General features: G+C 69.4%; 19 protein-coding genes and 1 pseudogene. 6 read left to right on the top strand and 14 right to left on the bottom strand.

Features of this window, described 5'->3' with window-relative positions; genetic code table 11:
* The 4 genes from ACFWDI_RS39175 to ACFWDI_RS39160 form a co-directional block, all read right to left on the bottom strand.
* A partial coding sequence (locus ACFWDI_RS39175; protein ID WP_385311673.1) for a DEAD/DEAH box helicase occupies positions 1–364 on the bottom strand: 364 nt, incomplete at its 3' end.
* 288 nt (positions 365–652) lie between these two features.
* Positions 653–856 carry a cold-shock protein gene (locus ACFWDI_RS39170; RefSeq protein WP_165245126.1) on the bottom strand — a complete coding sequence of 68 codons (204 nt, stop codon included), beginning with the start codon at positions 854–856 and terminating at the stop codon, positions 653–655.
* 327 nt (positions 857–1,183) lie between these two features.
* The gene (locus tag ACFWDI_RS39165; RefSeq protein WP_385311671.1) at positions 1,184–1,654 is read right to left on the bottom strand and encodes a DUF1772 domain-containing protein; all 471 of its coding nucleotides are present in this window, start codon (positions 1,652–1,654) and stop codon (positions 1,184–1,186) included.
* A gap of 206 nt (positions 1,655–1,860) precedes the next feature.
* Positions 1,861–3,453 (bottom strand): von Willebrand factor type A domain-containing protein, encoded by a 1,593-nt coding sequence (locus ACFWDI_RS39160; protein ID WP_385311669.1) that lies wholly within the window; start codon positions 3,451–3,453, stop codon positions 1,861–1,863.
* A gap of 534 nt (positions 3,454–3,987) precedes the next feature.
* On the opposite strand from ACFWDI_RS39160, the gene ACFWDI_RS39155 reads away from it, so the two are divergent.
* The gene (locus ACFWDI_RS39155; RefSeq protein WP_327323678.1) at positions 3,988–4,590 is read left to right on the top strand and encodes a DNA-binding response regulator; all 603 of its coding nucleotides are present in this window, start codon (positions 3,988–3,990) and stop codon (positions 4,588–4,590) included.
* A 75-nt stretch (positions 4,591–4,665) separates the two neighbouring features.
* On the opposite strand, the gene ACFWDI_RS39150 is transcribed toward ACFWDI_RS39155, so the two are convergent.
* Together ACFWDI_RS39150 and ACFWDI_RS39145 are read right to left on the bottom strand one after the other, a co-directional pair.
* Complete coding sequence (locus ACFWDI_RS39150) at positions 4,666–5,526, bottom strand: ABC transporter permease (protein ID WP_385311667.1); 861 nt, start codon at positions 5,524–5,526, stop codon at positions 4,666–4,668.
* Positions 5,523–8,327: an alpha/beta fold hydrolase gene (locus ACFWDI_RS39145; RefSeq protein ID WP_385311665.1), complete on the bottom strand. Its 2,805-nt coding sequence runs from the start codon at positions 8,325–8,327 to the stop codon at positions 5,523–5,525. Before ACFWDI_RS39145 ends, ACFWDI_RS39150 begins: the two co-directional genes overlap by 4 nt.
* A gap of 147 nt (positions 8,328–8,474) precedes the next feature.
* On the opposite strand from ACFWDI_RS39145, the gene ACFWDI_RS39140 reads away from it, so the two are divergent.
* Both ACFWDI_RS39140 and ACFWDI_RS39135 read left to right on the top strand, forming a co-directional pair.
* A complete protein-coding gene (locus ACFWDI_RS39140) occupies positions 8,475–8,891 on the top strand; it encodes a GNAT family N-acetyltransferase (protein ID WP_385311674.1) in 417 nt (138 codons plus the stop codon).
* Between the two features lie 209 nt (positions 8,892–9,100).
* The gene (locus ACFWDI_RS39135; protein WP_385311664.1) at positions 9,101–10,288 is read left to right on the top strand and encodes a S8 family peptidase; all 1,188 of its coding nucleotides are present in this window, start codon (positions 9,101–9,103) and stop codon (positions 10,286–10,288) included.
* Positions 10,289–10,413: 125 nt separating this feature from the next.
* Here the strand turns inward: ACFWDI_RS39135 and ACFWDI_RS39130 are convergent, their stop codons facing one another.
* The 7 genes and pseudogenes from ACFWDI_RS39130 to iolC all read right to left on the bottom strand — a co-directional run.
* Positions 10,414–11,217, bottom strand: a complete 804-nt coding sequence (locus ACFWDI_RS39130) for a DUF2637 domain-containing protein (protein WP_385311662.1) — start codon at positions 11,215–11,217, stop codon at positions 10,414–10,416.
* A gap of 92 nt (positions 11,218–11,309) precedes the next feature.
* A complete protein-coding gene (locus ACFWDI_RS39125) occupies positions 11,310–11,435 on the bottom strand; it encodes a hypothetical protein (protein ID WP_385311660.1) in 126 nt (41 codons plus the stop codon).
* A 295-nt stretch (positions 11,436–11,730) separates the two neighbouring features.
* Positions 11,731–13,230 carry a CoA-acylating methylmalonate-semialdehyde dehydrogenase gene (locus ACFWDI_RS39120; RefSeq protein ID WP_385311658.1) on the bottom strand — a complete coding sequence of 500 codons (1,500 nt, stop codon included), beginning with the start codon at positions 13,228–13,230 and terminating at the stop codon, positions 11,731–11,733.
* An 11-nt stretch (positions 13,231–13,241) separates the two neighbouring features.
* Positions 13,242–15,164 carry a 3D-(3,5/4)-trihydroxycyclohexane-1,2-dione acylhydrolase (decyclizing) gene (gene iolD, locus ACFWDI_RS39115; RefSeq protein ID WP_385311656.1) on the bottom strand — a complete coding sequence of 641 codons (1,923 nt, stop codon included), beginning with the start codon at positions 15,162–15,164 and terminating at the stop codon, positions 13,242–13,244.
* Positions 15,161–16,045, bottom strand: a complete 885-nt coding sequence (gene iolB, locus ACFWDI_RS39110; protein ID WP_327323686.1) for a 5-deoxy-glucuronate isomerase — start codon at positions 16,043–16,045, stop codon at positions 15,161–15,163. Before iolB ends, iolD begins: the two co-directional genes overlap by 4 nt.
* A gap of 16 nt (positions 16,046–16,061) precedes the next feature.
* The gene (locus ACFWDI_RS39105) at positions 16,062–16,946 is read right to left on the bottom strand and encodes a deoxyribose-phosphate aldolase (protein ID WP_385311654.1); all 885 of its coding nucleotides are present in this window, start codon (positions 16,944–16,946) and stop codon (positions 16,062–16,064) included.
* Between the two features lie 41 nt (positions 16,947–16,987).
* Positions 16,988–17,932: pseudogene (gene iolC, locus ACFWDI_RS39100) on the bottom strand (5-dehydro-2-deoxygluconokinase); the annotation flags it as partial.
* 128 nt (positions 17,933–18,060) lie between these two features.
* Between iolC and ACFWDI_RS39095 the strand changes: the two are divergent.
* From ACFWDI_RS39095 to ACFWDI_RS39085, 3 genes are all read left to right on the top strand, one after another.
* Positions 18,061–18,972 carry a sugar phosphate isomerase/epimerase family protein gene (locus tag ACFWDI_RS39095; protein WP_385311652.1) on the top strand — a complete coding sequence of 304 codons (912 nt, stop codon included), beginning with the start codon at positions 18,061–18,063 and terminating at the stop codon, positions 18,970–18,972.
* A 213-nt stretch (positions 18,973–19,185) separates the two neighbouring features.
* Positions 19,186–19,383 carry a MerR family transcriptional regulator gene (locus ACFWDI_RS39090; RefSeq protein ID WP_327323690.1) on the top strand — a complete coding sequence of 66 codons (198 nt, stop codon included), beginning with the start codon at positions 19,186–19,188 and terminating at the stop codon, positions 19,381–19,383.
* Positions 19,384–19,523: 140 nt separating this feature from the next.
* Complete coding sequence (locus ACFWDI_RS39085; RefSeq protein WP_385311651.1) at positions 19,524–20,108, top strand: GNAT family N-acetyltransferase; 585 nt, start codon at positions 19,524–19,526, stop codon at positions 20,106–20,108.
* Here ACFWDI_RS39085 and ACFWDI_RS39080 read toward each other — a convergent pair.
* On the bottom strand, positions 20,098–22,497 hold the full coding sequence (locus ACFWDI_RS39080; RefSeq protein WP_385311649.1) for an MMPL family transporter: 2,400 nt from the start codon (positions 22,495–22,497) through the stop codon (positions 20,098–20,100). The genes ACFWDI_RS39085 and ACFWDI_RS39080 overlap by 11 nt on opposite strands.
* Positions 22,498–22,536 lie beyond the last annotated feature (39 nt).

The following is a 22,536-nucleotide window of genomic DNA, read 5'->3' as shown; positions in this document are numbered from 1 at the left end:
AGGCGAGCGTCTTGCCCGAACCGGTACGCCCGCGGCCCAGCACGTCCCGGCCGGCCAGGGAGTTCGGCAGCGTCGCCGCCTGGATCGGGAACGGCTCGTTCATGCCGAGGCCGGTGAGCGTCTTCAGCAGTTCGACGGGCATGTCGAGTTCGCCGAAGGTCGCGGCCGCGGGGAGGGCCGGTGTGATGGTGACCGGCAGTGCGAACTCGCCCTGCCGCGCGGCGGGACGGCGCCCGTAGCCGCTGGAACGGCTGCCGGGGCGACCCTGGCCCTGCGGGCGGAAGCGGGCGCCCCGGTCGGAACCGGCGGAGCCACCCTTGCGGGGGTTGGAGAAACGGTCATTCGTGCGTGCTGAGCGGTTCATGGAGAACCTTCCTCGATATGGCACGTATCGAGGAATTCTCGGCAGGAATGAGCCGAATGAATTGCAAGAACGAGCCGAATAAAAGACTGAAACGAAACCGGCCGCACCGGCGCAGAAAATAGCGACGCCTGGCATCAGGCCGCCAGGATCCACAGGATGAGGCGGCTGGGGCCGGATCGTGGGGGCGCGGGCAGACCATTACGGTGCGTCGCGCAATCCCTGCAAACAGCAACGAGCTGGGGCCCGCACCCCAAGGTGCGCGCCCCAGCTGCGTCGTGCGTGTCAGCGTCAGGCGGGAACGATGTTCTCCGCCTGCGGGCCCTTCTGGCCCTGCGTGACGTCGAAGTTCACCTTCTGGCCTTCCTGAAGCTCACGGAAGCCCTGGGTGGCGATGTTCGAGTAGTGGGCGAAGACGTCGGGGCCGCCGCCGTCCTGCTCGATGAAGCCGAAACCCTTTTCCGCGTTGAACCACTTGACGGTGCCAGTAGCCATGTCATATCTCCTTCGGGGCAGTGCCCGGGGTTCGCACGGTGCGAACCCTGGCGTCGCCGCGATGATTACCCCGTCCGGAAAACATCACCGAAAATACAAAAGTGCCCGATGGCATAAAGCCATCAAAGGCACTTGAAGTCTATGGGAACCACAACTGCAACTGGGATCAACGGTAGCACGGCGCGAGCATCCGAGCAGGGCAGGTACTACTTTTTCGGCCGTCACCCCCATGAACGCTCGGCACACACCGCGCAAATTTCTGAACCTGCTGCGACAGATATTCGCTGCAGCAGAAGCAAGTGGGGGGCCGGATGTCGGCGTACGAGGCTACAGCGCGGCAGTGACCAGCAGCACGAACGATGCGAGCGTGAACAGGGTCCGGATCAGATGGAAGAGGTTCCAGCGGGACTCGAAGGCGGCGCGCGCCTGACCGGTGGGGACAGCCGGGGAGGCCGACTCGGCCGAGGCGAGGGCGTTGTTCAGCGGGATGTTGCCGCCGATGGTGATGAGGTTGTTGAGGACCGCGCAGACCAGGCCCGCGATGATCAGCCATCGCTGGGTGTCCGTGCGGCCGTCGACCGGGACGGCGAGGGCCGCGGCCGGGAACACCATGATCGCGAGGAAGACCAGAACGAACACGGCGCGCGGCACGGTCTCGTTGATGCGGTTCATGGCCGGCACGAACTGGTCGTCCGAAAGCCGGGCGAGCGCGGGCATGATCCCGGTCCGGAAGATCAGCATCATGCCCGCGTACAGGCCTGTGGAGATGATGGCTAGGGCGAGCAGAAGAGTGGCCATGGCGCACATCATGGCGGGGTGGGGCGGGCGATGCAGCAACCTTGCGGTGCGGACACTGCCGGATCCGTGAGGGGAAGCCTCCGCCCCCGCCGCAGGCGGGACGCCACAGCCCCGTCCCCGGACTCCTGACTCCGGACATCGGACATCGGACATCGGACATCGGAGTGGGGAGTGCGGAGTGCGGGGTGCGCCCGTGGCCCCCACGCTCAGTCCCTCAGCCGCCGCGCCTGCCCGATCGCGTCCGCCAGCTGGCGCACCGAGCTGTCCTCCGTCGAGCCCGCCAGTTTCCTGGCCCGTTCGGCGAGTTCACCGAGCCCCGGCGCGCCCGGCATCGAACCGCCCCGCAGCGACTCGGCGAAGTACGCCGCGACCGCGGTGACCTGGAACCTCTTGGAGGCGCCGTCCCACAGCGCGCCGTCGACCGCGTCCGTCTCGACCGAGCCCGTCTGCTCGTGCGGCGCCCGCGTATTGGGGTCGAGCCAGCGCACCGTAGCCGTCGCGAGATGGCCACTCGCACCTTCCCGGAGCCGTACGGCATAGAGCGCCGTCACCGTGTGACCGGGGCCGATCTCGCCGCCGTCCACACGGTCGTTACGGAAGTCCTCGTCCGCGACCGCGCGGTTCTCGTACCCGATGAGCCGGAACTGCTTGACGGTTTTCGGGTCGAAGGCCACCTGCGCCTTGGCGTCCCGGGCGCGCAGTTCGACATGGGTGGGCAGCTGGTCGACGAAGACCTTCCTGGCCTGCTCTCTCGTGGAGACATACGTGGTGTGCCCGTCGCCCTTGTCCGCAAGCCGCTCCATCAGCGCATCGCCGTACTCGCTGCCGACACCGACGCCGAAGAGCGTGATGCCGTACTCGCGTCGGGCATCGTCGATCCGGCCGAGGATCGCGTCGGCGTCGGTCTCGCCGGTGTTGGCGAGTGCGTCGGAGAGCAGGACGACGCGGTTGGTGGCTCCGCGCCTGCGCCCCTCGACGGCCTCGTCGTAACCGGCCCGTACGCCCGCCTCCACATTGGTGGAGTCGGTCGGCTCCAGGCCGTCGATCACCGTGTGGATACGGTCGCGGTTGTCGTCGATCCGGGTCATCGACAGCCGTGTCTCGGCCTCGTCGCTGAAGGTGACGATGGCGATCGAGTCGTCGTCGCGCAGCGCGTCGGTGAGAATGCCCAGTGACTCCTTGACCAGGTCGAGCCGGCCGGGCTCGGCCATGGAGCCGGAGATGTCGATCACGAAGGTGAGGGCGGCGGGCGGCCGTTCGCCCTTGCGGTCGGTGGGGCGGGTGGAGAGTCCGACGCGTACGAGCGACCAGTCCTCGCCGCCGGCCTCGCCCTCGGCGCTCCGGGGACGCGCACCGTCGACCGTCACCGAGAAGCCGTTGCTCTTCGGCCGCGGGTAGTCCTGGCGGAAGCTGTTGATGAATTCCTCGGGCCGGATGTCGGCCCGCTTCGGCCGTTGTCCGTCGGCAAGCGTGCGGCGGGCGTAGCCGTACGAGGCGGTGTCCACGTCGAGCGCGAAGGTCGACAGATAGTCGGCTGCCGGTTTGGACTCCTGGAACTCATCGCCGCGCCGCTCCGCCTCCTTCGCTCCGTCCGTCCCGGCTGCGGGCGCTCCTCCTCCGCCGCCGTCCGGCGCTCTCGGCGCGGGTGCCGGCTTCGCGCCGTCGTGCGCCCGCTGTTCGGCTCCGCTTCGGGAGGCCCGGTTGTCCTGGCCGCTTCCACTGCAGCCGGTGGTGAGCAGCATGCCGCCGGCCAGAACCGCGGCCAGCGCTCCCCTGTACGTCCTTGCGCAGAGCTTCATCTGGGCTCCCCTGGATCGTCAGCACTTGTGAATGTGACGTTCGAGGAGGCCCGAAGGAGCAGACGAACGAGTTGCGGATGGATCTCAATGCGGCAACGGCGGGCGGAAGTTGCCCCCGGCCGGGAGGGCAACCCCCTCAGTGGCCCAAGGGCTCGCTCAGCTCTCTTCCCAGCTCACTCTGCGACTCTCGTGCCTCAAGCGTGCCCCGCCCCGGGGTCGGAACCGAAGGGACTGGCAAGGACTCGCCAGTCCCTGAGCAGCCGCTTGTCACCATGCGCAGCCATATGCGTTCATGGAGTGGCGCACGGCTCCGAGGGGACGGACCGCGCGGATCGTCAGGCGGTTTGACACGCGGCCTGACAGGCGGATTGACGGGGGTGATCGGCCATGGCCGTGGGGATGGTTCCGGGCTCCGTGCTCGGCCGGGAGATTTCGCGGCAAGTCCCACGGGAGGTTTCGCGGGACGTTTCAAGGGAGGTTTCGCGGGCCGTCCTGCGGGAGGTGCCGGGGCAGCCGGTTCACGGAGTGGCACAGGTGAAAGCGGCCCTGACCAGCCTGGTCCGCTCCGCTCGCCATGAGCTCCTCAGCTTCGACAATCCGGCCGGCGCACTGGGCCACGGCATCCCGGAGCCCTTCCTGGAGTTCGCCGGCGCATGCGTGCGCACGGCCGCCGCACAGACCGCGACGGTACGGCGGATCGCACCCCGGCACGGGCTGACTCATCTCACGGCACCCTGGCTCAGTCCCGGCGCGGCCCGGGTGACCGACTCAATCCCGTTCAAGATGCTCGTCGCGGATCGTACGGTCGCGGCCGTCCCCCTCGACCTCGAACTGCACTACAACGGCCTGCTGCTGATCCGCGATCCCGTTGTCGTCCAGGCCCTGGTCCGTGCGCACCGCTCCTGGTGGGACACCGGCGACGATCTGACCGGGCAGGCCATACCCGGCGCCTTACCCGTCCATCTGCAGCCGGTCCTGCAGGCCCTGCTGGCCGGGCTCACGGACGAGACGGCCGCGACCCGGCTCGGCATGTCAGGGCGTACATACAGCCGCCGCGTCGGTCAACTGCTCACCGCCCTCGGCACGACGAGCCGCTTCCGGGCGGGAGCGGAAGCGGCTCGTCGGGGCTGGGTCTAGCAGGAGCCCGGCTTCCTGCGGCACGTCCTGCACCATCTCCTGCGACGCCTCGTACGGCATGTCCTACGCCATCTCCTACGACACGATGTCCTTGCGGGAGAAGTTCCGGAAGGCAAGCGCGAACAGCACCAGGGCGTAAGTCACCGAGACCGCCGCGCCCTTCACCATGCCGTTCCACTCCAGCTGTGGCTGCAGCGCGTCGATCCAGGCGAACTGCCAGTGCGCGGGCAGCACATCACGCCACGAGCCGAGGGCGGTGACCGCGTCCAGCACATTGCCGATGATCGTCAGACCGACCGCTCCGCCGACCGCTCCGAGCGGGGCGTCGGTCTTGGTGGAAAGCCAGAACGCAAGCCCCGCCGTGACCAGTTGGGAGACAAAGATGAACGCCACGACCAGCGCAAGACGCGCCACGGTGTCGCCGGCGGCCAGGGAGCCGCCACCCGTGGGCAGCTTCAGCGGGCCCCAGCCGTACGCCATGGTCCCCGCCGCCAGACCAACCAGCGGCAGCAGCATCATCGCCGCCGCGCTGAAGCCGAGCGCCACCGCCAGCTTGGACCACAGCAGTCGGGAGCGCGGGACGGGTGCGGCCAGCAGATAGCGCAGAGAGGACCAGCTCGCCTCCGAGGCCACGGTGTCCCCGTGGAACAGCGCCACCGGCACCACCAACAGGAAGCCCGCCGAGACGAACAGACAGGTGGCGGCGAAGTTCGCGCCGGACGCGGTGGCCGTGTCCATCAGGGTCACCCGGCTGCTGTCCCCACCGTCCGGCGTGCCGCCGATCGCGAAGGCGGCGATCAGGATGAGGGGCAGCGCGGCAAGGATCCCCGCCATCACCAGCGTCCGCCTGCGCTTCAGCTGCCGTACGGCCTCGACACGCAGCGGCAGCGTGTGCCGTGCCCGGTAGCCCGGGGCCGACTCGACCAGCGTGCTCATGCGGAACCTCCGATCAGGGTGAGGAAGGCGTCCTCCAGGCGGCGATGCGGACCGACACCCGTCAACGGCACGTCCAGCCGGACGAGTTCGGCGATCATGCCGGTGGCGGTGGCTCCGTCGAGGCGTACGAGCAGTCCTTCGTCCGTACGGGACGCGGAACCGATACCCGGCAGCGCGGCGATCTTCTCGATCAACGGCTCCGGCACCTCCTCCGCCGTGGTGACCAGCAGGGTGTCGCTCTCGCCGGTGATCTCCGCGACCGGTCCTGCCTGCACCAGCCGCCCGCGGTCCATGACCACCAGATGTGTGCAGGACTGCTCGACCTCCGACAGAAGGTGGCTGGAGACGATGACGGTCCGGCCTGCGGCCGCGTACCGGATCATCACGTCCCGCATCTCGCGGATCTGCGGCGGGTCGAGGCCGTTCGTCGGCTCGTCGAGGATGAGCAGATCCGGCATGCCGAGCATGGCCTGAGCGATGGCGAGGCGCTGGCGCATGCCCTGCGAGTAGGTGCGTACGGCGCGGGCGAGGGCATCGCCGAGGCCGGCGATCTCCAGGGCCTCCTCGATATGCGCGTCGCTCGCGGGGCGGCCGGTGGCCCGCCAGTACAGCTCCAGGTTGTCGCGTCCCGAAAGATGCGGCAGGAAGCCCGCACCCTCGACGAACGCGCCGACCCGGGAGAGGACCGGTGCGCCGGGCCTGATGGCGTGGCCGAAGACACGGATCTCGCCGTCGTCCGGCCGGATGAGGCCCATCAGCATGCGCAGGGTGGTGGTCTTGCCCGCGCCGTTGGGGCCGAGGAGGCCGAGTACCTGGCCCTTCTCGACGCGGAAGGAGAGCTCCCGTACGGCGTACCGGTCGGCGGACCTGGAGTACCGCTTGGTCAACCCGGTGATCTGCAGGGGTACTTCGGCGAGCTCGGGGTCGGGTGCCGGAGCGACCGCACGGCGGCGGGCGGTGATCAGCAGGGCCGCCGCCAGCAGGGCGCCCGTGGCGGGGAGGACCCAGGTCCACCAGGGCAGTCCCGCGGCCTGCGTCTTCACGGCGGGCGCCGTGGGCACGGCCAGTGCGCCGCTGCCGAGCAGTTCGACGGTGTACGCGGCGGGGGCGGCCGGAGACGCATAGCCGAGGTCGGTCGCGGACAGGACCAGGCGCAGCCGGTGCCCGGCGTCCACCTCGTGGTCAACGGCCGGCAGGGTCAGCTCGACGTCCTTGCCGTGCTCGGCACCCTCGACCCGGACCGGCGCGACGAGCTGGGACGGCAGCACCTGCTCACGGCCGTTGGGCCCGACGTCGTACACCTTCCCGAATAGGACCGCGTCGCCGCTGTTCGAGGTCACCTTGACCTTGACGGTCGGCGAGCCGGTGATCCGCAGCGACTCGGCCAGCGGCGCGGAGTCGAAGCGCGCGAACTGTCCGGGGAAGTCCAGGGAGAGTCCGAGGCCGAGAGAGGAGAGCTGGGTGAGGCCGCCGCTGAGGCCGGGGACGGCCGAGATGGCGGGCGGGTTGGCGCCGGCCGGATTGGCGAAGGTCTGCGCGCGGCCGTTGAGCGTGACCGGTCGCGCGCCGCTGCCGAGCCCCGGATAGACGTTGCCGGTCGCGCCGCGCAGCAGGGCCTGACCGTCGGTGGAGTCGACGCCTCCGGTCCGGCTGACGCGGAAGGCGGGCCCGGTGTCCATGCCCTTGTCCTGCTTGAGGTACCGGTCGAACCAGTGGCTGATACGGCCCTCGACGCGGCCGGTCTCCCGGTCGCCACCGTCGTGGCCGCCCGCGATCCAGTCGACGGAGACGGGCGCGCCGTTCGCGCTGATCTTCTTCGCCATGGCGTCGGCGTGCGTGAGCGGGAAGAGCGAGTCGGCCTGGCCCTGCACGATGAGCGCGGGCACCTTGATGCGGTCGCCGACGGCGGAGGGGCTGCGGGCTTCGAGGAGCGTACGGGCGGCGGCGTCGGGCTTTCCTGCGACGGCGACGCGCTCGTACATGGCGCAGAGCGCAGGCTCGAAGCGCCCGCAGCCGCTCGGGTCGGCGGGGACCGCGGCACCGGCCGCCTTGGCCGCATCACCGGCCGCCTTGGCCGCATCCGCCTTGGCCGCGTCGCCGGGCGCCGCCGCCCGACCCGCCGGTGCGTCCGGTGCGGGCTCATCGGCCGGGGGTTTCGAGCCCGTACCCGCCACCGAACCCGCCGAGCCCGTCGAGCCGGTCGAGAAGAAGATCCCGGCCCAGAGCTTCTTGAAGACGCCGTTCGGGAAGAGTGCGTCGGCCAGGTTCCAGTAGGTGATCTGGGGTGCGATCGCGTCGACCCGCTTGTCGTAGCCGGCCGCGAGGAGCGAGATCGCCCCGCCGTACGAGGCGCCGGTGACACCCACGCGCGGATCGCCGTCCGCGTCCAGCTGTACCTCGGGACGCTCCGCCAGCCAGTCGATCAGCCGCGAGACGTCCTTGACCTCGAAGTCCGGGTCGTTGAGCCCGATCTTCCCGGTGGAATCGCCGAAGCCGCGGGCGGACCAGGTCAGCACGGCGTATCCGTCGCGGGCCAACTGCTCGGCCTGGGCGCGTACATCGTCCTTGCTGCCGCCGAAGCCGTGCCCGAGGAGGACGGCGGGCCTGCGGTCCTTGCCGCCCGTCGTGAAGTAGGCGGTGTCGATCCTCGCCCCGGGCATCTCCTGCACCCGGTCCTCACGGTGCACAGGCGGTGCGCTGTCATCAGCGACCGCGGTCCAGGTGCCCGCGCCGGCGAGGACGGCGAAGGCGGCGACGCCTGCGAGCCATCGGCCGCGCGGCCGGGGAAGTCGGATCTGCATGCTTGAAACCCTAAGCGGATCCCCTGTGCCGTCTCGGCTGCCGCCAGGGGGAACTCACGAGCCTCCGCAAGTAGTACGGAGTACGGTCGCCGTACACCAGACGCGGTATGCGCCCCTGGGGGGGAAGGGACCCGCATGGACCTCCATATGGACATCCGGCGCGCGACGACCGTGTCCGAGCTCATCGCGGCCGAGCATCTCTACGACGGACCCGCCCGGGCGGAGTGGGCCGAGCGTTTCCTTGCCGCCACCGGGCATCTGATGCTGATCGCGTACGTCGACGGCGCGCCGGCCGGGATGGTCTCCGGCATCGAGATGCTCCACCCCGACAAGGGCTCGGAGATGTGCCTGTACGAGGTGTCGGTGGACGCGGCGTACCGCAGACGCGGCATCGGAGGCGCCCTGGTCGAGGCACTCCGCGAGGTGGCGCGCGAGCGCGGCTGCTACGACCTGTGGGTGGGCGTGGACACGGACAACGATCCGGCGCTGGCGACGTACCGCTCGACGGGCGCGAAGGACGACGGGGTGTTCGCGATGCTCACCTGGGAGTTCCCCGCCCACTAGCGGACACGTCCGTTGCCCTGGCTGTCCCATGGGCGGTTTGCGAGCAACCTCCCGGCCGGACGGGTGTTCACAATGTGTGGGTCCGTCATGCAGCAAGTGGCGATGCTGTCTTGTTTCGCACGTCACGTCACGAGACCCTGGTCAGCGCATATGCAGCTCCTGGCACCATGCACTCCCGTACTTGTCCGTTAACGGTCAACGAAAGGTAGGTGCACGAGATGAAAGCCACTGCCCGGCGCTTCGGGGCGCTAATACCCGCAATCGCCCTTGCGGCCGGTCTCCAGTTCGCCGCCTCCCCCACCGCGCACAGCGCGCCCATCGGCGATCTTCGTCTCGCTCCCACTGCAACTGCCGTACAGAACAGCTGGATTGTCGTCCTGAAGGACGGCACCACGCGCGCCGCCGATCTGGGCGTCACGCCGAACCACACCTACCGCAACGCTCTCCAGGGCTTCTCCGCGTCGATGTCCGACGCAAAGGCCGCAAAACTCTCCGCCGATCCGCGCGTGGCGTACGTCCAGCAGAACGCCACGGTCCGCATCAACGAGACCCAGACCAATGCCACGTGGGGCATCGACCGTATCGACCAGCGGAATCTGCCGCTGTCGAAGACATACACCTACAACACCAATGCGTCGAATGTGACCGCGTACATCATCGACACCGGGATCCGCACCTCCCACAGCGAGTTCGGCGGCCGCGCGAGCGTCGGCACCGACACGGTGGGCGGCGGCCAGAACGGCCAGGACTGCAACGGCCACGGCACGCATGTCGCCGGCACGGTCGGTGGCAAGACGTACGGCGTCGCCAAGGGCGTCAAGCTCGTGGCCGTACGCGTCCTGGACTGCCAGGGCTCCGGCACGACGGCCGGGGTCATCGCGGGCATCGACTGGGTGACCGCGAACGCGAAGAAGCCGGCCGTGGCGAACATGAGCCTGGGCGGTGGCGCGGACGCGGCGCTGGACAACGCGGTGAAGAAGTCCATCGCATCGGGCGTGAGCTACTCGATCGCCGCGGGCAATGGCAACTTCCTCGGCCTGCCGATGAACGCGTGCAATTACTCGCCGGCCCGCGTCCCCGAGGCGATCACGGTCGGCGCGACGGACAACACGGACCGGCGGGCGTCGTTCTCCAACTACGGCACCTGCCTGGATCTGTTCGCGCCGGGCGTGAACATCACCTCATCGTGGAAGGACAGCGACACGGCGACGAACACGATCTCCGGCACCTCGATGGCCACCCCGCACACAACGGGCGTCGCGGCGCTGTATCTGGCGACCCACGCCACGGCGACCCCGGTTCAGGTCCGGGACGCGCTGGTGAACGGCGCGACGAGCGGCAAGGTCCAGGACCCGCGGACGGGTTCGCCGAACAAGCTGCTGCATTCGCTGTTCTAGCCGATCCGTTCCAGCCGCTCTGTTCCAGCTGAGCTGCTGCTGCCCGAGGAGCTCCTGCCCATCCGGGCAGGGCGCTCCTCGGGCAGTAGCCTGCTCGCGACGTTTTCTGTCGGCTTGTCCCGTGCCTACAGCGACTCCGTATGGTCAGGACTTGAGCAGGGGCGTGCGGACTTGCACCAGAAACCCACCTCGCGGCGGGCCGGCCGGGTGAGCGTGATGTGGCGTACGAGCTGATGGAAGCAGGCCATGGTCGCGATGGCGGGGAGAGCGGCGACGCCCGCTCCACTGAGGGTCCTGGGCGCCGCGGCGATGCACGTAAGCGCGGCGAGCACACAGAAGAACAGGGCGATGGCCCAGGCGTGGGGAGCGCGGCGGCGGTGCAGCGTGGCTCGCAGGATCGAGAGCGATGCGACCGTCCAGGGGCCGTACACCAGCGCCGGCCACCAGGGCGAAAGGCTGTACGCGGCACCGGGGGCAGCGGCATGCCGCAGGATTTCGTGAGTGAGCAGGCACCCGAGGACGCTCACGACGGCAATGATGACCACACTCACCGTTGCGATGGCGTAGTTCAGGGACTGGTTGCGGACGAGCTTCCACGCTCTCGGCTTCACCTTGTGCATCGGGCGCCGACGGTGGCAGGACGGGCCGATCGTTGGGGGCCGCCGCAGATCCATTGCGGGCTGCGGCAGTTCCACGGGGTCGGGCGTTTCCTGCAGCAGCTGCGTCAGTTCGACGTCCGGTTCCCAGCGCCCCTGCAGAACGTCGAGGTCCGGAGCAGAGAATGGTTCCTGCCCGAACGCGGAATCGTAGCCGTTCCACTGGTCGGCGGAACTGTAACCGTCCCACTGGCCGGAGATGGCTGCGTACGCGTCGTCGTACTGCTCAGCAGGAGTGCCGTACGCCCCGAAGTGGTCATGCCTGTCATACATGTGATTCCTACCGTGGACGATGTCCAGTGGTGGTGGCAATTGCGGCTCCGGCAGGGGGCCGCGGCGGAAGTGTGCGACCCCATGCGGGGAGGTCACGCGGGGGAGCGGCGGGTGTAATCGGCCTGGATCAGGTCCATGGCCGCCATGAAGTCCGCCAGTTCCGCGGTGCACTCCCGCGGGCGGACCAGGGCGACGGCACCTTCCCTACTGGTGCACATGGGCCACAGAGACAATCCCTCGGCACGTGGGTTGAGCGACTTGGGCTGTGAAGTTGGCGTGGTCACAGCCCTCTCAACGACGAACGCGCCCCCATCGCTATCGGCCACACGAATGAACCAATAAATAGGAAATGGGTGAAATATACAGTCCACGGCATGTCGGCGACCCCGAAGTGCCGTCGCACATGAAGTGCGGGCGCGCCGCTGTGGGCGAGTCGGCCGCGCCGTACGGAGAAGGCGCGGCCCGTACGGATGCAGAGTTCCGTACGGGCCCGGTGCCTGTCGACTGTTGCTGTCAGTGGTTGCGCGGGAAGCCCAGGTCCACGCCGGTCGGCGCATCCGACGGGTCCGGCCAGCGGGTGGTGACGACCTTACCGCGAGTGTAGAAGTGCACGCCGTCGTTGCCGTAGATGTGGTGGTCGCCGAAGAGCGAGTCCTTCCAGCCGCCGAAGGAGTGGTAGCCCACCGGCACCGGGATCGGGACGTTCACGCCGACCATGCCCGCCTCGATCTCCAGTTGGAAGCGGCGGGCAGCGCCACCGTCACGGGTGAAGATCGCGGTGCCGTTGCCGAAGGGGGAGGCGTTGATCAGCGCCACGCCCTCCTCGTACGTCTCCGCACGCAGCACGCACAGCACTGGGCCGAAGATCTCGTCGCGGTAGGCGTCGGAGTCGGTGGAGACGTGGTCGAGGAGCGACAGGCCGATCCAGTGGCCGTCCTCGAAGCCGTCGACCGAGTGGCCCGTGCCGTCCAGAACGACCTTCGCACCCTGCGCCGCCGCGCCCGTGACGTACGAGGCGACCTTGTCGCGGTGAGCCTTGGTGATCAGCGGGCCCATCTCCGACGTCGGGTCGTCGCCGGGGCCGATCTTGATCTTCTCGGCGCGTTCGCGGATCTTCTCCACCAGCTCATCGGCGATGGAACTGACCGCGACGACCGCGGAGATGGCCATGCAGCGCTCGCCGGCCGAGCCGTACGCCGCCGAGACCGCGGCGTCCGCGGCCGCGTCCAGGTCCGCGTCCGGGAGCACCAGCATGTGGTTCTTCGCGCCGCCGAGCGCCTGGACGCGCTTGTGGTTGGCGGAGGCGGTGGTGTGGATGTAGCGGGCGATCGGGGTGGAGCCGACGAAGGAGACCGCGCTGACGTCCGGGTGCGCCAGCAGCGCGTCGACCGCGACCTTGTCGCCGTGGACGACATTGAGCACGCCGTCGGGCAGCCCGGCCTCCGAAGCCAGCTCGGCAAGGAGGTTGGCGGCCGACGGGTCCTTCTCGCTCGGCTTCAGTACGAAGGTGTTTCCGCAGGCGATGGCCAGCGGGAACATCCACATCGGCACCATCGCCGGGAAGTTGAACGGCGTGATGCCGGCGACAACACCGAGCGGCTGACGGATCGAGGAGACGTCGACCCGGCTTGCGACCTGGGTGGACAGCTCGCCCTTGAGCTGGGTGGTGATACCGCAGGCGAGTTCCACGATCTCCAGGCCGCGGGCGACCTCGCCGAGCGCGTCGGAGTGGACCTTGCCGTGCTCGGCGGTGATCAGCGCGGCGATATCGTCGCGGTGTGCGTCGAGGAGTGCGCGGTAGCGGAAGAGGATCCCGGTCCGCTGCGCGAGCGAGGACGTGCCCCAGGTCTCGTACGCCGACCGCGCCGCCGTGACGGCCGCGTCGACCTCCTCCACCGAGGCCAGGGCGACCTGGGTGGTGACGGCGCCGGTCGCAGGGTCGGTGACCGGGCCCCAGTTGCCTGACGCACCTTCGACGGTCTTGCCACCGATCCAGTGGTTGACGGTCTTCATTTCGTGCTCCTTCAGAGATGGCGGCGTCGGGCTGCGACTTGCCGGTCGTACTCCTTCCGGGCCTTGACCGCCGACGGGCGGGTCGCGGTCTCAGCCACCGGAACATCCCACCACGCCTGCGCCGGAGGCGCGCCCGACACAGTGTCTGCCGTTTCGGTCTCGACGTAGACACATGTGGGAACGTCTGCCTCACGCGCCACAGAGAGCGCTTCGTGCAGGTCACGCAGCGTCTTGGCCCGGATCACACGCATTCCGAGCGAGGCTGCGTTGGCGGCCAGGTCGACGGGGAGCGGAGCCCCGGTGTACGTACCGTCCAAGGCCCGGTAGCGGTAGGCGGTGCCGAAGCGCTCCGCGCCGACCGACTCGGACAGGCCGCCGATCGAGGCGTATCCGTGGTTCTGCAGGATGACGACCTTGATAGGGATGTTCTCCTGCACGGCTGTCACGATTTCGGTGGGATTCATCAGATACGTACCGTCGCCGACGAGAGCCCAGACGGGTCGGCCCGGCGCGGCCATCGCGACGCCGATGGCCGCGGGGATCTCGTAGCCCATGCAGGAGAAGCCGTACTCGACGTGGTACTGGTCGGCCGAACGGGCGCGCCACAGCTTGTGGAGGTCGCCGGGGAGCGAGCCCGCGGCGTTGATCACGATGTCGTCCCCGGTGACCAGAGCGTCGAGTGCGCCGAGCACCTGCGGCTGAGTGGGGTGGACATCCGGGTCGTCGGCCTCGTACGCGGCGTCGACGCGGTACTCCCAGCGCTCCTTGTCGTCGGCGTACTCCGTCTCGTACGCGGGCTCGACGTGCATACGCGTGCCCAGCGCTGCGGCGAGCTCGTCCAGCGCGGTCCGGGCGTCCGCGACCAGGGAGAGACCCGCCATCTTGTGGGCGTCGAAGGAGGTGATGTTGAGGTTCAGGAAGCGGACGGACGGATGCTGGAAGAGGGTCGCGGAAGCAGTCGAGAAGTCGGACCAGCGGGTGCCGACACCGATCACCAGATCCGCGGTACGGGCCAGCTCGTCGGCGGTCGCGGTGCCGGTGTGGCCGATGCCGCCGACCTCGCAGGGGTGGTCGTACGGAAGCGAGCCCTTGCCGGCCTGGGTGGAGGCGACCGGGATGCCGGTCAGCTCGGCGAAGGCCCGCAGCGCCTCTTCGGCCTCGCTGTGGTGGACACCGCCGCCCGCAACGATCAAGGGGCGGCGGGCGGCACTCACCGCACGGCGCGCCGCGTCCAGCGTGTCCAGGTCGGGCCGCGGGCGGCACACCTGCCAGACGCGCTCGGCGAAGAAGTCCTCCGGCCAGTCGTACGCCTCGGCCTGCACATCCTGCGGCAGCGCGAGCGTGACCGCACCGGTCTCGGCCGGGTCGGCGAGCACACGCATCGCCTGGAGCGCCGCCGGAATCAGCGCCTCGGGACGGGTGACACGGTCGAAGTAGCGGGAGACGGGGCGCAGGGCGTCATTGACCGACACATCGCCCGCGTACGGGACTTCGAGCTGCTGGAGAACCGGGTCGGCGGGCCGGGTCGCGAACACGTCGCCGGGCAGCAGGAGGACGGGCAGCCGGTTGACGGTGGCGAGCGCGGCGCCGGTGACGAGGTTGGTCGCGCCCGGGCCGATGGAGGTGGTGACGGCGTGGGCGGAGAGGCGCCGGGACTGGCGGGCGTAGCCGACGGCGGCGTGCACCATGGCCTGTTCGTTGCGGCCCTGGAAGTACGGCATGGTGGGGCCGGGGGGCGTCTCCCCGGACAGCGCAGTGGCACCGGACTCCAGCAGCGCCTGGCCGAGGCCGGCCACATTGCCGTGGCCGAAGATGCCCCACGTGGCGTTGATCAGGCGGTGACGGCGACCGTCGCGCTCGGTGTACTGGCGAGCGAGGAAGGCGACGAGCGCCTGGGCGACGGTGAGTCGGCGCGTATTCGTTCCCGAACTCATTGCTGGCCCTCCTCGGCCTCGTACAGCGGCAGCCGGGGGTCGACGGGCTGCTCCGGCCAGGTGTCGCGGATCCAGCCGTGGTCGGGGTGGTCGCAGATCAGCCACTCCCTGGTGTCGCCCGGGCCCGCCATCACATTGAGGTAGTACATGTCCCGGCCGGGCGCGGCGATGGACGGGCCGTGCCAGCCGTCGGGGATGAGGACGGCGTCACCCGTACGGACCTCGGCGAGGATGTCCGTACCGCCGGGCCTCGACGGAGAGACCCGGTGGTAGCCCATGCCGCCGCGGTCGATCTCGAAGTAGTAGATCTCCTCGAGCTCGGACTCGACGCCGGGGCGGTGCTCGTCGTGCTTGTGCGGCGGGTACGAGGACCAGTTGCCGCCGGGCGTGAGCACCTCGACCGCGATGAGCTTGTCGCAGACGAAGGTGTCTGCCGCGGCGAAGTTGTTCACCTGCCGCGAGCAGCTGCCCGAGCCGCGCAGCTCGACCGGTACCTCCGGCGCGGGGCCGTAGCGAGCGGGGAGTCGGCGCTCGCACTTCGCTCCTGCCAGGGCGAAGCGGCCTCCCGCACCGGAGGCGATCTGTGCATGGGCATCGCGCGGCACATAGGCGAAGTCCGTCACTCCGCCGAACACGCTTTCCCTGCCCAGCAGTTCAAAGGTCTCGCCTTGTGTGCGCACTGTGCAACCGCCGGTGAGCGGCAGCACGATCCACTCACTGTCCCCGGCGGCGAGGGAGTGTGAGGCGCCGGGCTCCAGCTCCAGTACACGCAGGCTGGAGTACCCCCAGCCGGCCTGTTCGGGGTCGATGCGCAGGGCGTAGGGACCACGCGCCGCGGCTCCCGCCGGTACGTACAGCTCCTGCAGCTTTTCGTCGCTCATGCCTTCTCCGTACCCCCTACAGCAGTCCGACGGCCGTATCGACCGCCCCGGCGACGTCCCCGTCGACCGGATAGAGCAGCGAGCGTCCCACCACCAGTCCCTGGACGGTGGGCAGTTGCAGCGCTCCACGCCATTTCTCGTACGCACCGTGCTGGTCGTCCCCGATCTCGCCGCCGAGGAGGACCGCGGGGAGGGTCGAGGTCTCCATCACGGCCGCCATGTCTTCGGGGTCGTCGGTCACGGGGACCTTCAGCCAGGTGTACGCGGAGGTGCCGGCCAGACCGGAGGCGATGGCGATGGACCGGGTGACGGCTTCGGCGCTGAGATCGTTGCGGAGGCGGCCGTCGACGCGGTGACAGATGAACGGCTCGATGAAGACGGGAAGCTGACGCTCGGCCATCTCGTCGACGGCGCGTGCGGTGGCGTGCAGTGTGTCGAGCGAGCCCGGATCCTCGTAGTCGATGCGGAGCAGCAGTTTGCCCGCGTCGAAACCGAGCCGGTCCAGGTCCTTGGCGCGGTGGCCGGTGAACCGGTCGTCGAGCTCGAAGGCCGCGCCCGCGAGGCCTCCGCGGTTCATCGAACCCATCACGACCTTGTCCTCGAGGGCACCGAGGAGGAGCAGGTCGTCGAGGATGTCGGCGGTGGCGAGGACACCGTCGACGCCGGGGCGCGAGAGGGCGAGGCAGAGCCGCTCCAGCAGGTCGAGGCGGTTGGCCATGGCGAGGTGACGGTCGCCGACGGCGAGGGCGCCACGGGCGGGGTGGTCGGCGGCGATGATCATCAGTCGGCCGCTCTCGCCCATGAGCCGGGGCCGCCTGCGCCGCCGGGTGGCGGCTTCGGCGACGGCCTCGGGGTGGCGGGTGCGGATCCCGACGAGCTCGCCGATGTCGACGCGACTCACGAGGCGGCTCCGGGCGGTATTGAGGGTCCGGGAGGGACGGGGGCGCCCTCGAGGACCTGGTCGACCTCGGCGGCGTACGGCATCGCGGTGGAGCAGGCGAGGCGGGCGGCGACGATGGCTCCGGCCGCGTTGGCGTACCGCATGATGCGCTCCAACTCCCAGCCCGACAGCAGCCCGTGGCAGAGCGCCCCGCCGAAGGCGTCGCCCGCGCCCAGACCGTTGACCACCTCGACGGGGACCGGCGGGACCTCGGCCTGTGTGCCGTCGCGGTGAACGGCGAGGACGCCCTTGGGCCCCTGCTTGACGACGGCGAGCTCGACGCCGGCGGCAAGGAGCGCACGCGCGGCGGCGTACGGCTCGCGCTCACCGGTGGCGATCTCGCACTCCTCGAGATTGCCGACGGCGACGGTGGCCTGCGCGAGGGCCTGTGTGTAGTACGGCCGCGCCTCGTCCGGATCTCCCCAGAACATGGGCCGCCAGTCCAGGTCGAAGGCGGTGGTGCCGGACTTGGCGCGGTGGGCGAGCGCGGCCAGCGTCGCGGTGCGGCTCGGTTCCGCGCACAGGCCCGTGCCGGTCATCCAGAAGACTCTCGCCTCGCGGATCGCCGCCATATCCAGCTCGTGCTGGTGGATCTCGAGATCGGGTGCTTTCGGCTGCCGGTAGAAGTAGAGCGGGAAGTTGTCCGGAGGGAAGATCTCGCAGAAGGTGACCGGGGTCGGGTACGCGGCCACCGGAGTCACCCAGCGGTCGTCGACCCCGAACTCCCCCAGCGCCTGGTGGAGATAGTCGCCGAAGGCGTCCTGCCCGGTGCGGGTGATCACCGCCGTCCGCCGGCCCAGCCGGGCTGCACCCACCGCGACATTCGTGGCCGAGCCGCCGAGGAACTTCCCGAACGTGTCGACCTGCGCCAACGGAACCCCGGTCCGCAGCGGATAGAGGTCCACGCCGATCCGGCCCATCGTGATCACGTCGTACGGCTGAGGCATACGCGTCCCTTCGGTTCGAGCCGGCTGTCCCCAGGTCTAGTGCTCCTCACTGAGCCCTGTCAACATTTTGTCCTTACATTCGGACGAAGTCTTGACACCTTTCTTCGGCGGCCGGAAAGCTGACCCGCATGACCTCCTCCGCCCCCGTCCTGAACCGCATCCGGGTCGGCTCGGCCCCCGACTCCTGGGGGGTGTGGTTCCCGGACGATCCTCAGCAGGTCCCCTGGCAGCGCTTCCTGGATGAAGTCGCTGACGCCGGATACGAGTGGATCGAGCTCGGTCCGTACGGCTATCTCCCGAGCGATCCCGCCCGCCTCACCGCGGAGACCGCCCGTCGCGGGCTGAAGGTCTCGGCCGGCACGGTCTTCACCGGGCTGCACCACGGACCCGCGGTCTGGGAGAAGACCTGGGCGCATGTCTCGGACATCGCTGCACTCACCCGGGCCATGGGCGCGGAACATCTGGTCGTCATCCCCTCCTTCTGGCGCGACGACAAGACGGGCCAAGTACTGGAGGACCGCACCCTCACCCCGGCACAGTGGCGCGATCTCACCACCCAGACCGAACGGTTGGGTCGCGAGGTGCGCGAGCGCTACGGACTGAAGATCGTTGTCCACCCGCACGCGGACACCCATATCGACAGCGAGGAGAACGTCAGCCGCTTCCTCGACGCCACCGACCCCGGCCTGGTCTCGCTCTGCCTGGACACCGGGCACTACGCCTACTGCGGCGGCGACAGCGTCAAGCTGATCGAGACGTACGGGGAGCGGATCGGCTACCTCCACCTCAAGCAGGTGGACCCGGAGATCCTGGCCGAAGTGGTCGCGGACGAGGTGCCGTTCGGACCGGCCGTGGGCCGGGGCGTGATGTGCGAGCCGCCGGCCGGTGTGCCCGCGCTGGAGCCCGTACTGGCCGCGGCCCAGGCACTCGACGTCGAGCTCTTCGCCATCGTCGAGCAGGACATGTATCCGTGCCCGCCGGACAAACCCTTCCCGATCGCCGAGCGGACGCGCGGTTTCCTGCGCACTTGCGGCGCCTGAGGCTCACGCACCGCTTCTGTCACGGTTGCCGCCTCCTCGTCACGCATGTCTCGATTACGCGGGGCTTCCGTCACAGGCAATCAACAGCCCCATTCCTCCTCTCGCTCGGCATCGTTGCAACGGGCACAGGCTCAGTGATCACCAGCGTCCGCGCGCAGCTCACCCGACGGCCCCCGCGCCGCCGCTGTCGCGACGCAGGGAGGTGGCACAACCATGGCGGACAGAAGACTCTGGTCCTACAAGGAGATCGCCGCGCACATCCAGGTGCAGCCGGACACGGTCCGTTCGTACCGCAAGCACGGTCTTCTCCCACCGCCCGACCATGTCGAGGCCGGCAAGCCCTACTGGCACGCGGACACGATCCGCGTCTGGGTGGCCAATCGCCCCGGGAACAGGGGCCGCAGGGACTGAGAGCCAAAGAGGCTGAGAACCGCAGATCTGGAGCCGCCGGGCCCGCGCCGCCTGCATGCCTGGATGCGGGGACGGCTTCCTTCCTCTCGGTCAGCCTTAATCAGTTGCTCACTTCAGGGGCCTGGCCCGACAATCCCCCGGTGACTCAGCAGCCGACTGCGGACTTCTCCGTCAAGCCCACCCTCATTGGCGAGAAGGTGATTCTGCGTCCATTCACCGGGGCGGATGCGACCGCTATGGCCGCGATTCTGGGCGATCCCGAAGTGAGCGTCTTCACCGGGTCCGCCCACGAGGGCGAACTGGACCTGGAGCAGCTGCGCGCCTGGTACGGGACGCGCAATGACCGGACCGACCGGCTCGACCTCGCCGTGGTGGACCGGGCCGGCGGCGAGGTCGTCGGTGAAGTCGTCCTCCATGAGTGGGACGCACACAACCGCAGCTGCCGCTTTCGCACCCTGATCGGCCCGAAGGGACGCAACCGGGGCCTGGGCACCGAGGCCACCCGGCTGGTTGTCGGGCACGGCTTCGATCAACTGGGCCTGAACCGGATCGCGTTGGGCGTCTTCAACTTCAACCCGCGCGCAATCCGGGCCTATGAGAAGGCCGGCTTTGTGGCGGAGGGGACCGAGCGCGAGGCACTGCTCCACGAGGGCCAGTGGATCCACGCCACCTCTATGTCGATCCTGGCCCGGGAGTGGGCGGTCCACCGCGGCGTCAGGCCTTGACCCTGTCCCGTGCCGCGTCGGGATCCGAACCCGATTCCGGTTCCGGTGCCGGTGCCGGATCCGGCTCCGAATCCGGCCGCGGTACGGGCTGCGGCACGGGCTGCGATATCTCTCCCTCGGTCAGCCCGAACCGTTCATGGAAGCGGCGCAGCGGCCCGGGGGCCCACCAGGTCGAGGCGCCCATCAGTTTCATGACCGAGGGAACCAGCAGACTGCGCACCACCATGGCGTCCATCAGCACGGCCAGCGCGATTCCGAGGCCGAGCATCTTGGTGTTGGTCACCCGTGAGGTGCCGATGCCCACCATCACCACCGCGAGGATCACGGCCGCCGCGGTGATCAGCCCGCCGGTGCGCTGAAGTCCGAATCTCACCGCGTGCTCATGGTCACCCGTGTGGTCGTACTCCTCCTTGATCCGGGAGAGCAGAAAGACGCCGTAGTCCATGGACAGCCCGAAGGCGATGCAGAACATCAGCACGGGGAGCGTCGTCTCGATGTCTCCGGTGGAAGTGAAGGAGAGCAGCCCGGAGAGGTGCCCGTCCTGGAAGACCCAGACCACCGCGCCGAACATCGCCGTCAGGCTGAGGGCGTTGAGCACGACCGCCTGGATGGGGATGAGCACACTGCCGGTGAGCAGGAAGACCAGCAGCAGCGTCACTATGGCGATGATCGCCAGCGCCAGCGGCAGCCGGTCGGCGATAGCGGCCTTGGAGTCCTCCAGCACCGCGGCCCTGCCGGTCACCGAGGTCGCGAACGGGGCCGATACATCCCGCAGTTCATGCACGAGCCGCTGAGCCTCCTCGCCCACCGCCTCCCCCCTGGGCTGCACTGTGAGGTAGGCGGATCCGCCCGAGGTGACGGGCCCGTCCACCCGCAGCACACCCGGGAGGGCGGCGATCTTGTCGCGGTACTCGGCGTACTCGGCGGGGGTCGTCGCGGACCCGGAACCGCTGTCCTCGGCGAAGACTTCGAGACCGCCGGCGGGGCTGCCGGGGAAGCCGTCCCGTATCTGCTGCTGAACGACATGGACCTCGGCGGTCGACGGCAGCTGGCGGTCGTCGGGGGTACCGAACTTCACACCCAGGAAGGGCAGTCCGAGCAGCACAAGACCGGCCACGGTGGCGAACGCGAACAGAGGGGCCCGGCGCATCACCAGCCCGGCGACCCATGCCCACCCGGCTCCGGCCGCCTCCTGGTCCGCGGCCGCTTTCTGGTCCGCGGGCGCTTTCTGGTCCGCGGGCGCTTTCTGGTCCGCGGGCGCTTTCTGGTCCGCGGCCGACGCCTTGTCAGCCCCAGCCTCATCGGACGATGCGCCGTCACGCCGGCCACGCTTGAGAAGGCGGCGCAGATCCAGCGCATTGACCCGGTGTCCAAGCAGCATCAAGGCGGCGGGGAGCAGCACCAGCGCGGCCCCTGCCGCCAGAAGGACCACGGCGATCCCGGCGTAGGCGAAGGACCGCAGGAAGTACTGCGGGAAAACCAGCATCGCGGCCAGCGACACGGCCACGGTCAGGGCGGAGAACAGAACGGTGCGGCCCGCGGTGCGCAGAGTGATGCCGATCGCCTCCCGCACCTCGGCCCCATCGGCCAACTCCTCGCGGAATCGGCGCACGATGAACAGGGCGTAGTCGATGGCGAGTCCGAGCCCCAGGGCCGTGGTGAGGTTCTGCGCGAAGACCGAGACATCGGCGAACTCGGTGATGCCGCGCAGGACGGCGTTCGTCCCCAGGATGGCGACGATGCCGACGCCCAGCGGGAGCAGTGCCGCGATCGCGCTGCCGAAGACCATGACCAGCAGCACCAGCGTCACCGGCAGAGCGATCAGCTCTGCCCGCAGCAGGTCCTCCTGGATGGTCGTGGTCATCTCGTGCTGCAGGGCGACGGGGCCGCCGATCGAGACCTGCACCGGGCCGTGCGCCCCCCGGAAGTCCGGTGCTATCCGCTCCAGCACCTCGGAGGTGGCTTTCTCGTCGCCCTCGATCCGGGCCGCGATCAGCGCCTGATGCCCGTCGCCGGCGCGCAGCGCGGGTGAGCGGGTCCCCCAGTACGAGCCGACACCCGTGACGTCCTTCTCCTCGGCGAGCCGCTCCCCGAGCCGCCGTCCCTCGGCGGCAACCGCCGGGTCGTCCACACTCGCCCGTCCGCTGTCCACGAGCAGCAGCAGATTCGGCTGGGAGGCCGGGAACTCCCGCTCCAGCGCCTCTGTCGCATACGTCGACTCGGCAGCCGGGTCCTGCCAGCCGCCGCTCCCCATGCGCTCGGCGACCCCGCTTCCGGCGAACACCGCGAGTGCAGTGAGCACCAGCGCGGCCAGCAGCGAGAGCCGCGGCCGCGCGGTCACGAACCGGGTCCATCCCCCGACCGGCGGTGGGCTGTTGACTTCGGACATGGTGCGGTGTCCCCTTCACCGTGGCCCATGCGCAGGCTC

The sequence above is a fragment of the Streptomyces sp. NPDC060064 genome (assembly GCF_042736455.1).
Lineage (GTDB): Bacteria > Actinomycetota > Actinomycetes > Streptomycetales > Streptomycetaceae > Streptomyces.
This window is presented reverse-complemented; position numbering and strand designations above follow the sequence as displayed.

Excerpts from the sequence above, each read along its gene's own strand:
- ACFWDI_RS39170 (WP_165245126.1), bottom strand. The coding sequence starts at position 856 with ATGGCTACTGGCACCGTCAAGTGGTTCAACGCGGAAAAGGGTTTCGGC.
- ACFWDI_RS39165 (WP_385311671.1), bottom strand. The coding sequence starts at position 1,654 with ATGGCCACTCTTCTGCTCGCCCTAGCCATCATCTCCACAGGCCTGTAC.
- ACFWDI_RS39160 (WP_385311669.1), bottom strand. The coding sequence starts at position 3,453 with ATGAAGCTCTGCGCAAGGACGTACAGGGGAGCGCTGGCCGCGGTTCTG.
- ACFWDI_RS39150 (WP_385311667.1), bottom strand. The coding sequence starts at position 5,526 with ATGAGCACGCTGGTCGAGTCGGCCCCGGGCTACCGGGCACGGCACACG.
- ACFWDI_RS39145 (WP_385311665.1), bottom strand. The coding sequence starts at position 8,327 with ATGCAGATCCGACTTCCCCGGCCGCGCGGCCGATGGCTCGCAGGCGTC.
- ACFWDI_RS39140 (WP_385311674.1), top strand. The coding sequence starts at position 8,475 with ATGGACATCCGGCGCGCGACGACCGTGTCCGAGCTCATCGCGGCCGAG.
- ACFWDI_RS39130 (WP_385311662.1), bottom strand. The coding sequence starts at position 11,217 with ATGTATGACAGGCATGACCACTTCGGGGCGTACGGCACTCCTGCTGAG.
- ACFWDI_RS39125 (WP_385311660.1), bottom strand. The coding sequence starts at position 11,435 with ATGTGCACCAGTAGGGAAGGTGCCGTCGCCCTGGTCCGCCCGCGGGAG.
- ACFWDI_RS39120 (WP_385311658.1), bottom strand. The coding sequence starts at position 13,230 with ATGAAGACCGTCAACCACTGGATCGGTGGCAAGACCGTCGAAGGTGCG.
- iolD (WP_385311656.1), bottom strand. The coding sequence starts at position 15,164 with ATGAGTTCGGGAACGAATACGCGCCGACTCACCGTCGCCCAGGCGCTC.
- iolB (WP_327323686.1), bottom strand. The coding sequence starts at position 16,045 with ATGAGCGACGAAAAGCTGCAGGAGCTGTACGTACCGGCGGGAGCCGCG.
- ACFWDI_RS39095 (WP_385311652.1), top strand. The coding sequence starts at position 18,061 with ATGACCTCCTCCGCCCCCGTCCTGAACCGCATCCGGGTCGGCTCGGCC.
- ACFWDI_RS39090 (WP_327323690.1), top strand. The coding sequence starts at position 19,186 with ATGGCGGACAGAAGACTCTGGTCCTACAAGGAGATCGCCGCGCACATC.
- ACFWDI_RS39080 (WP_385311649.1), bottom strand. The coding sequence starts at position 22,497 with ATGTCCGAAGTCAACAGCCCACCGCCGGTCGGGGGATGGACCCGGTTC.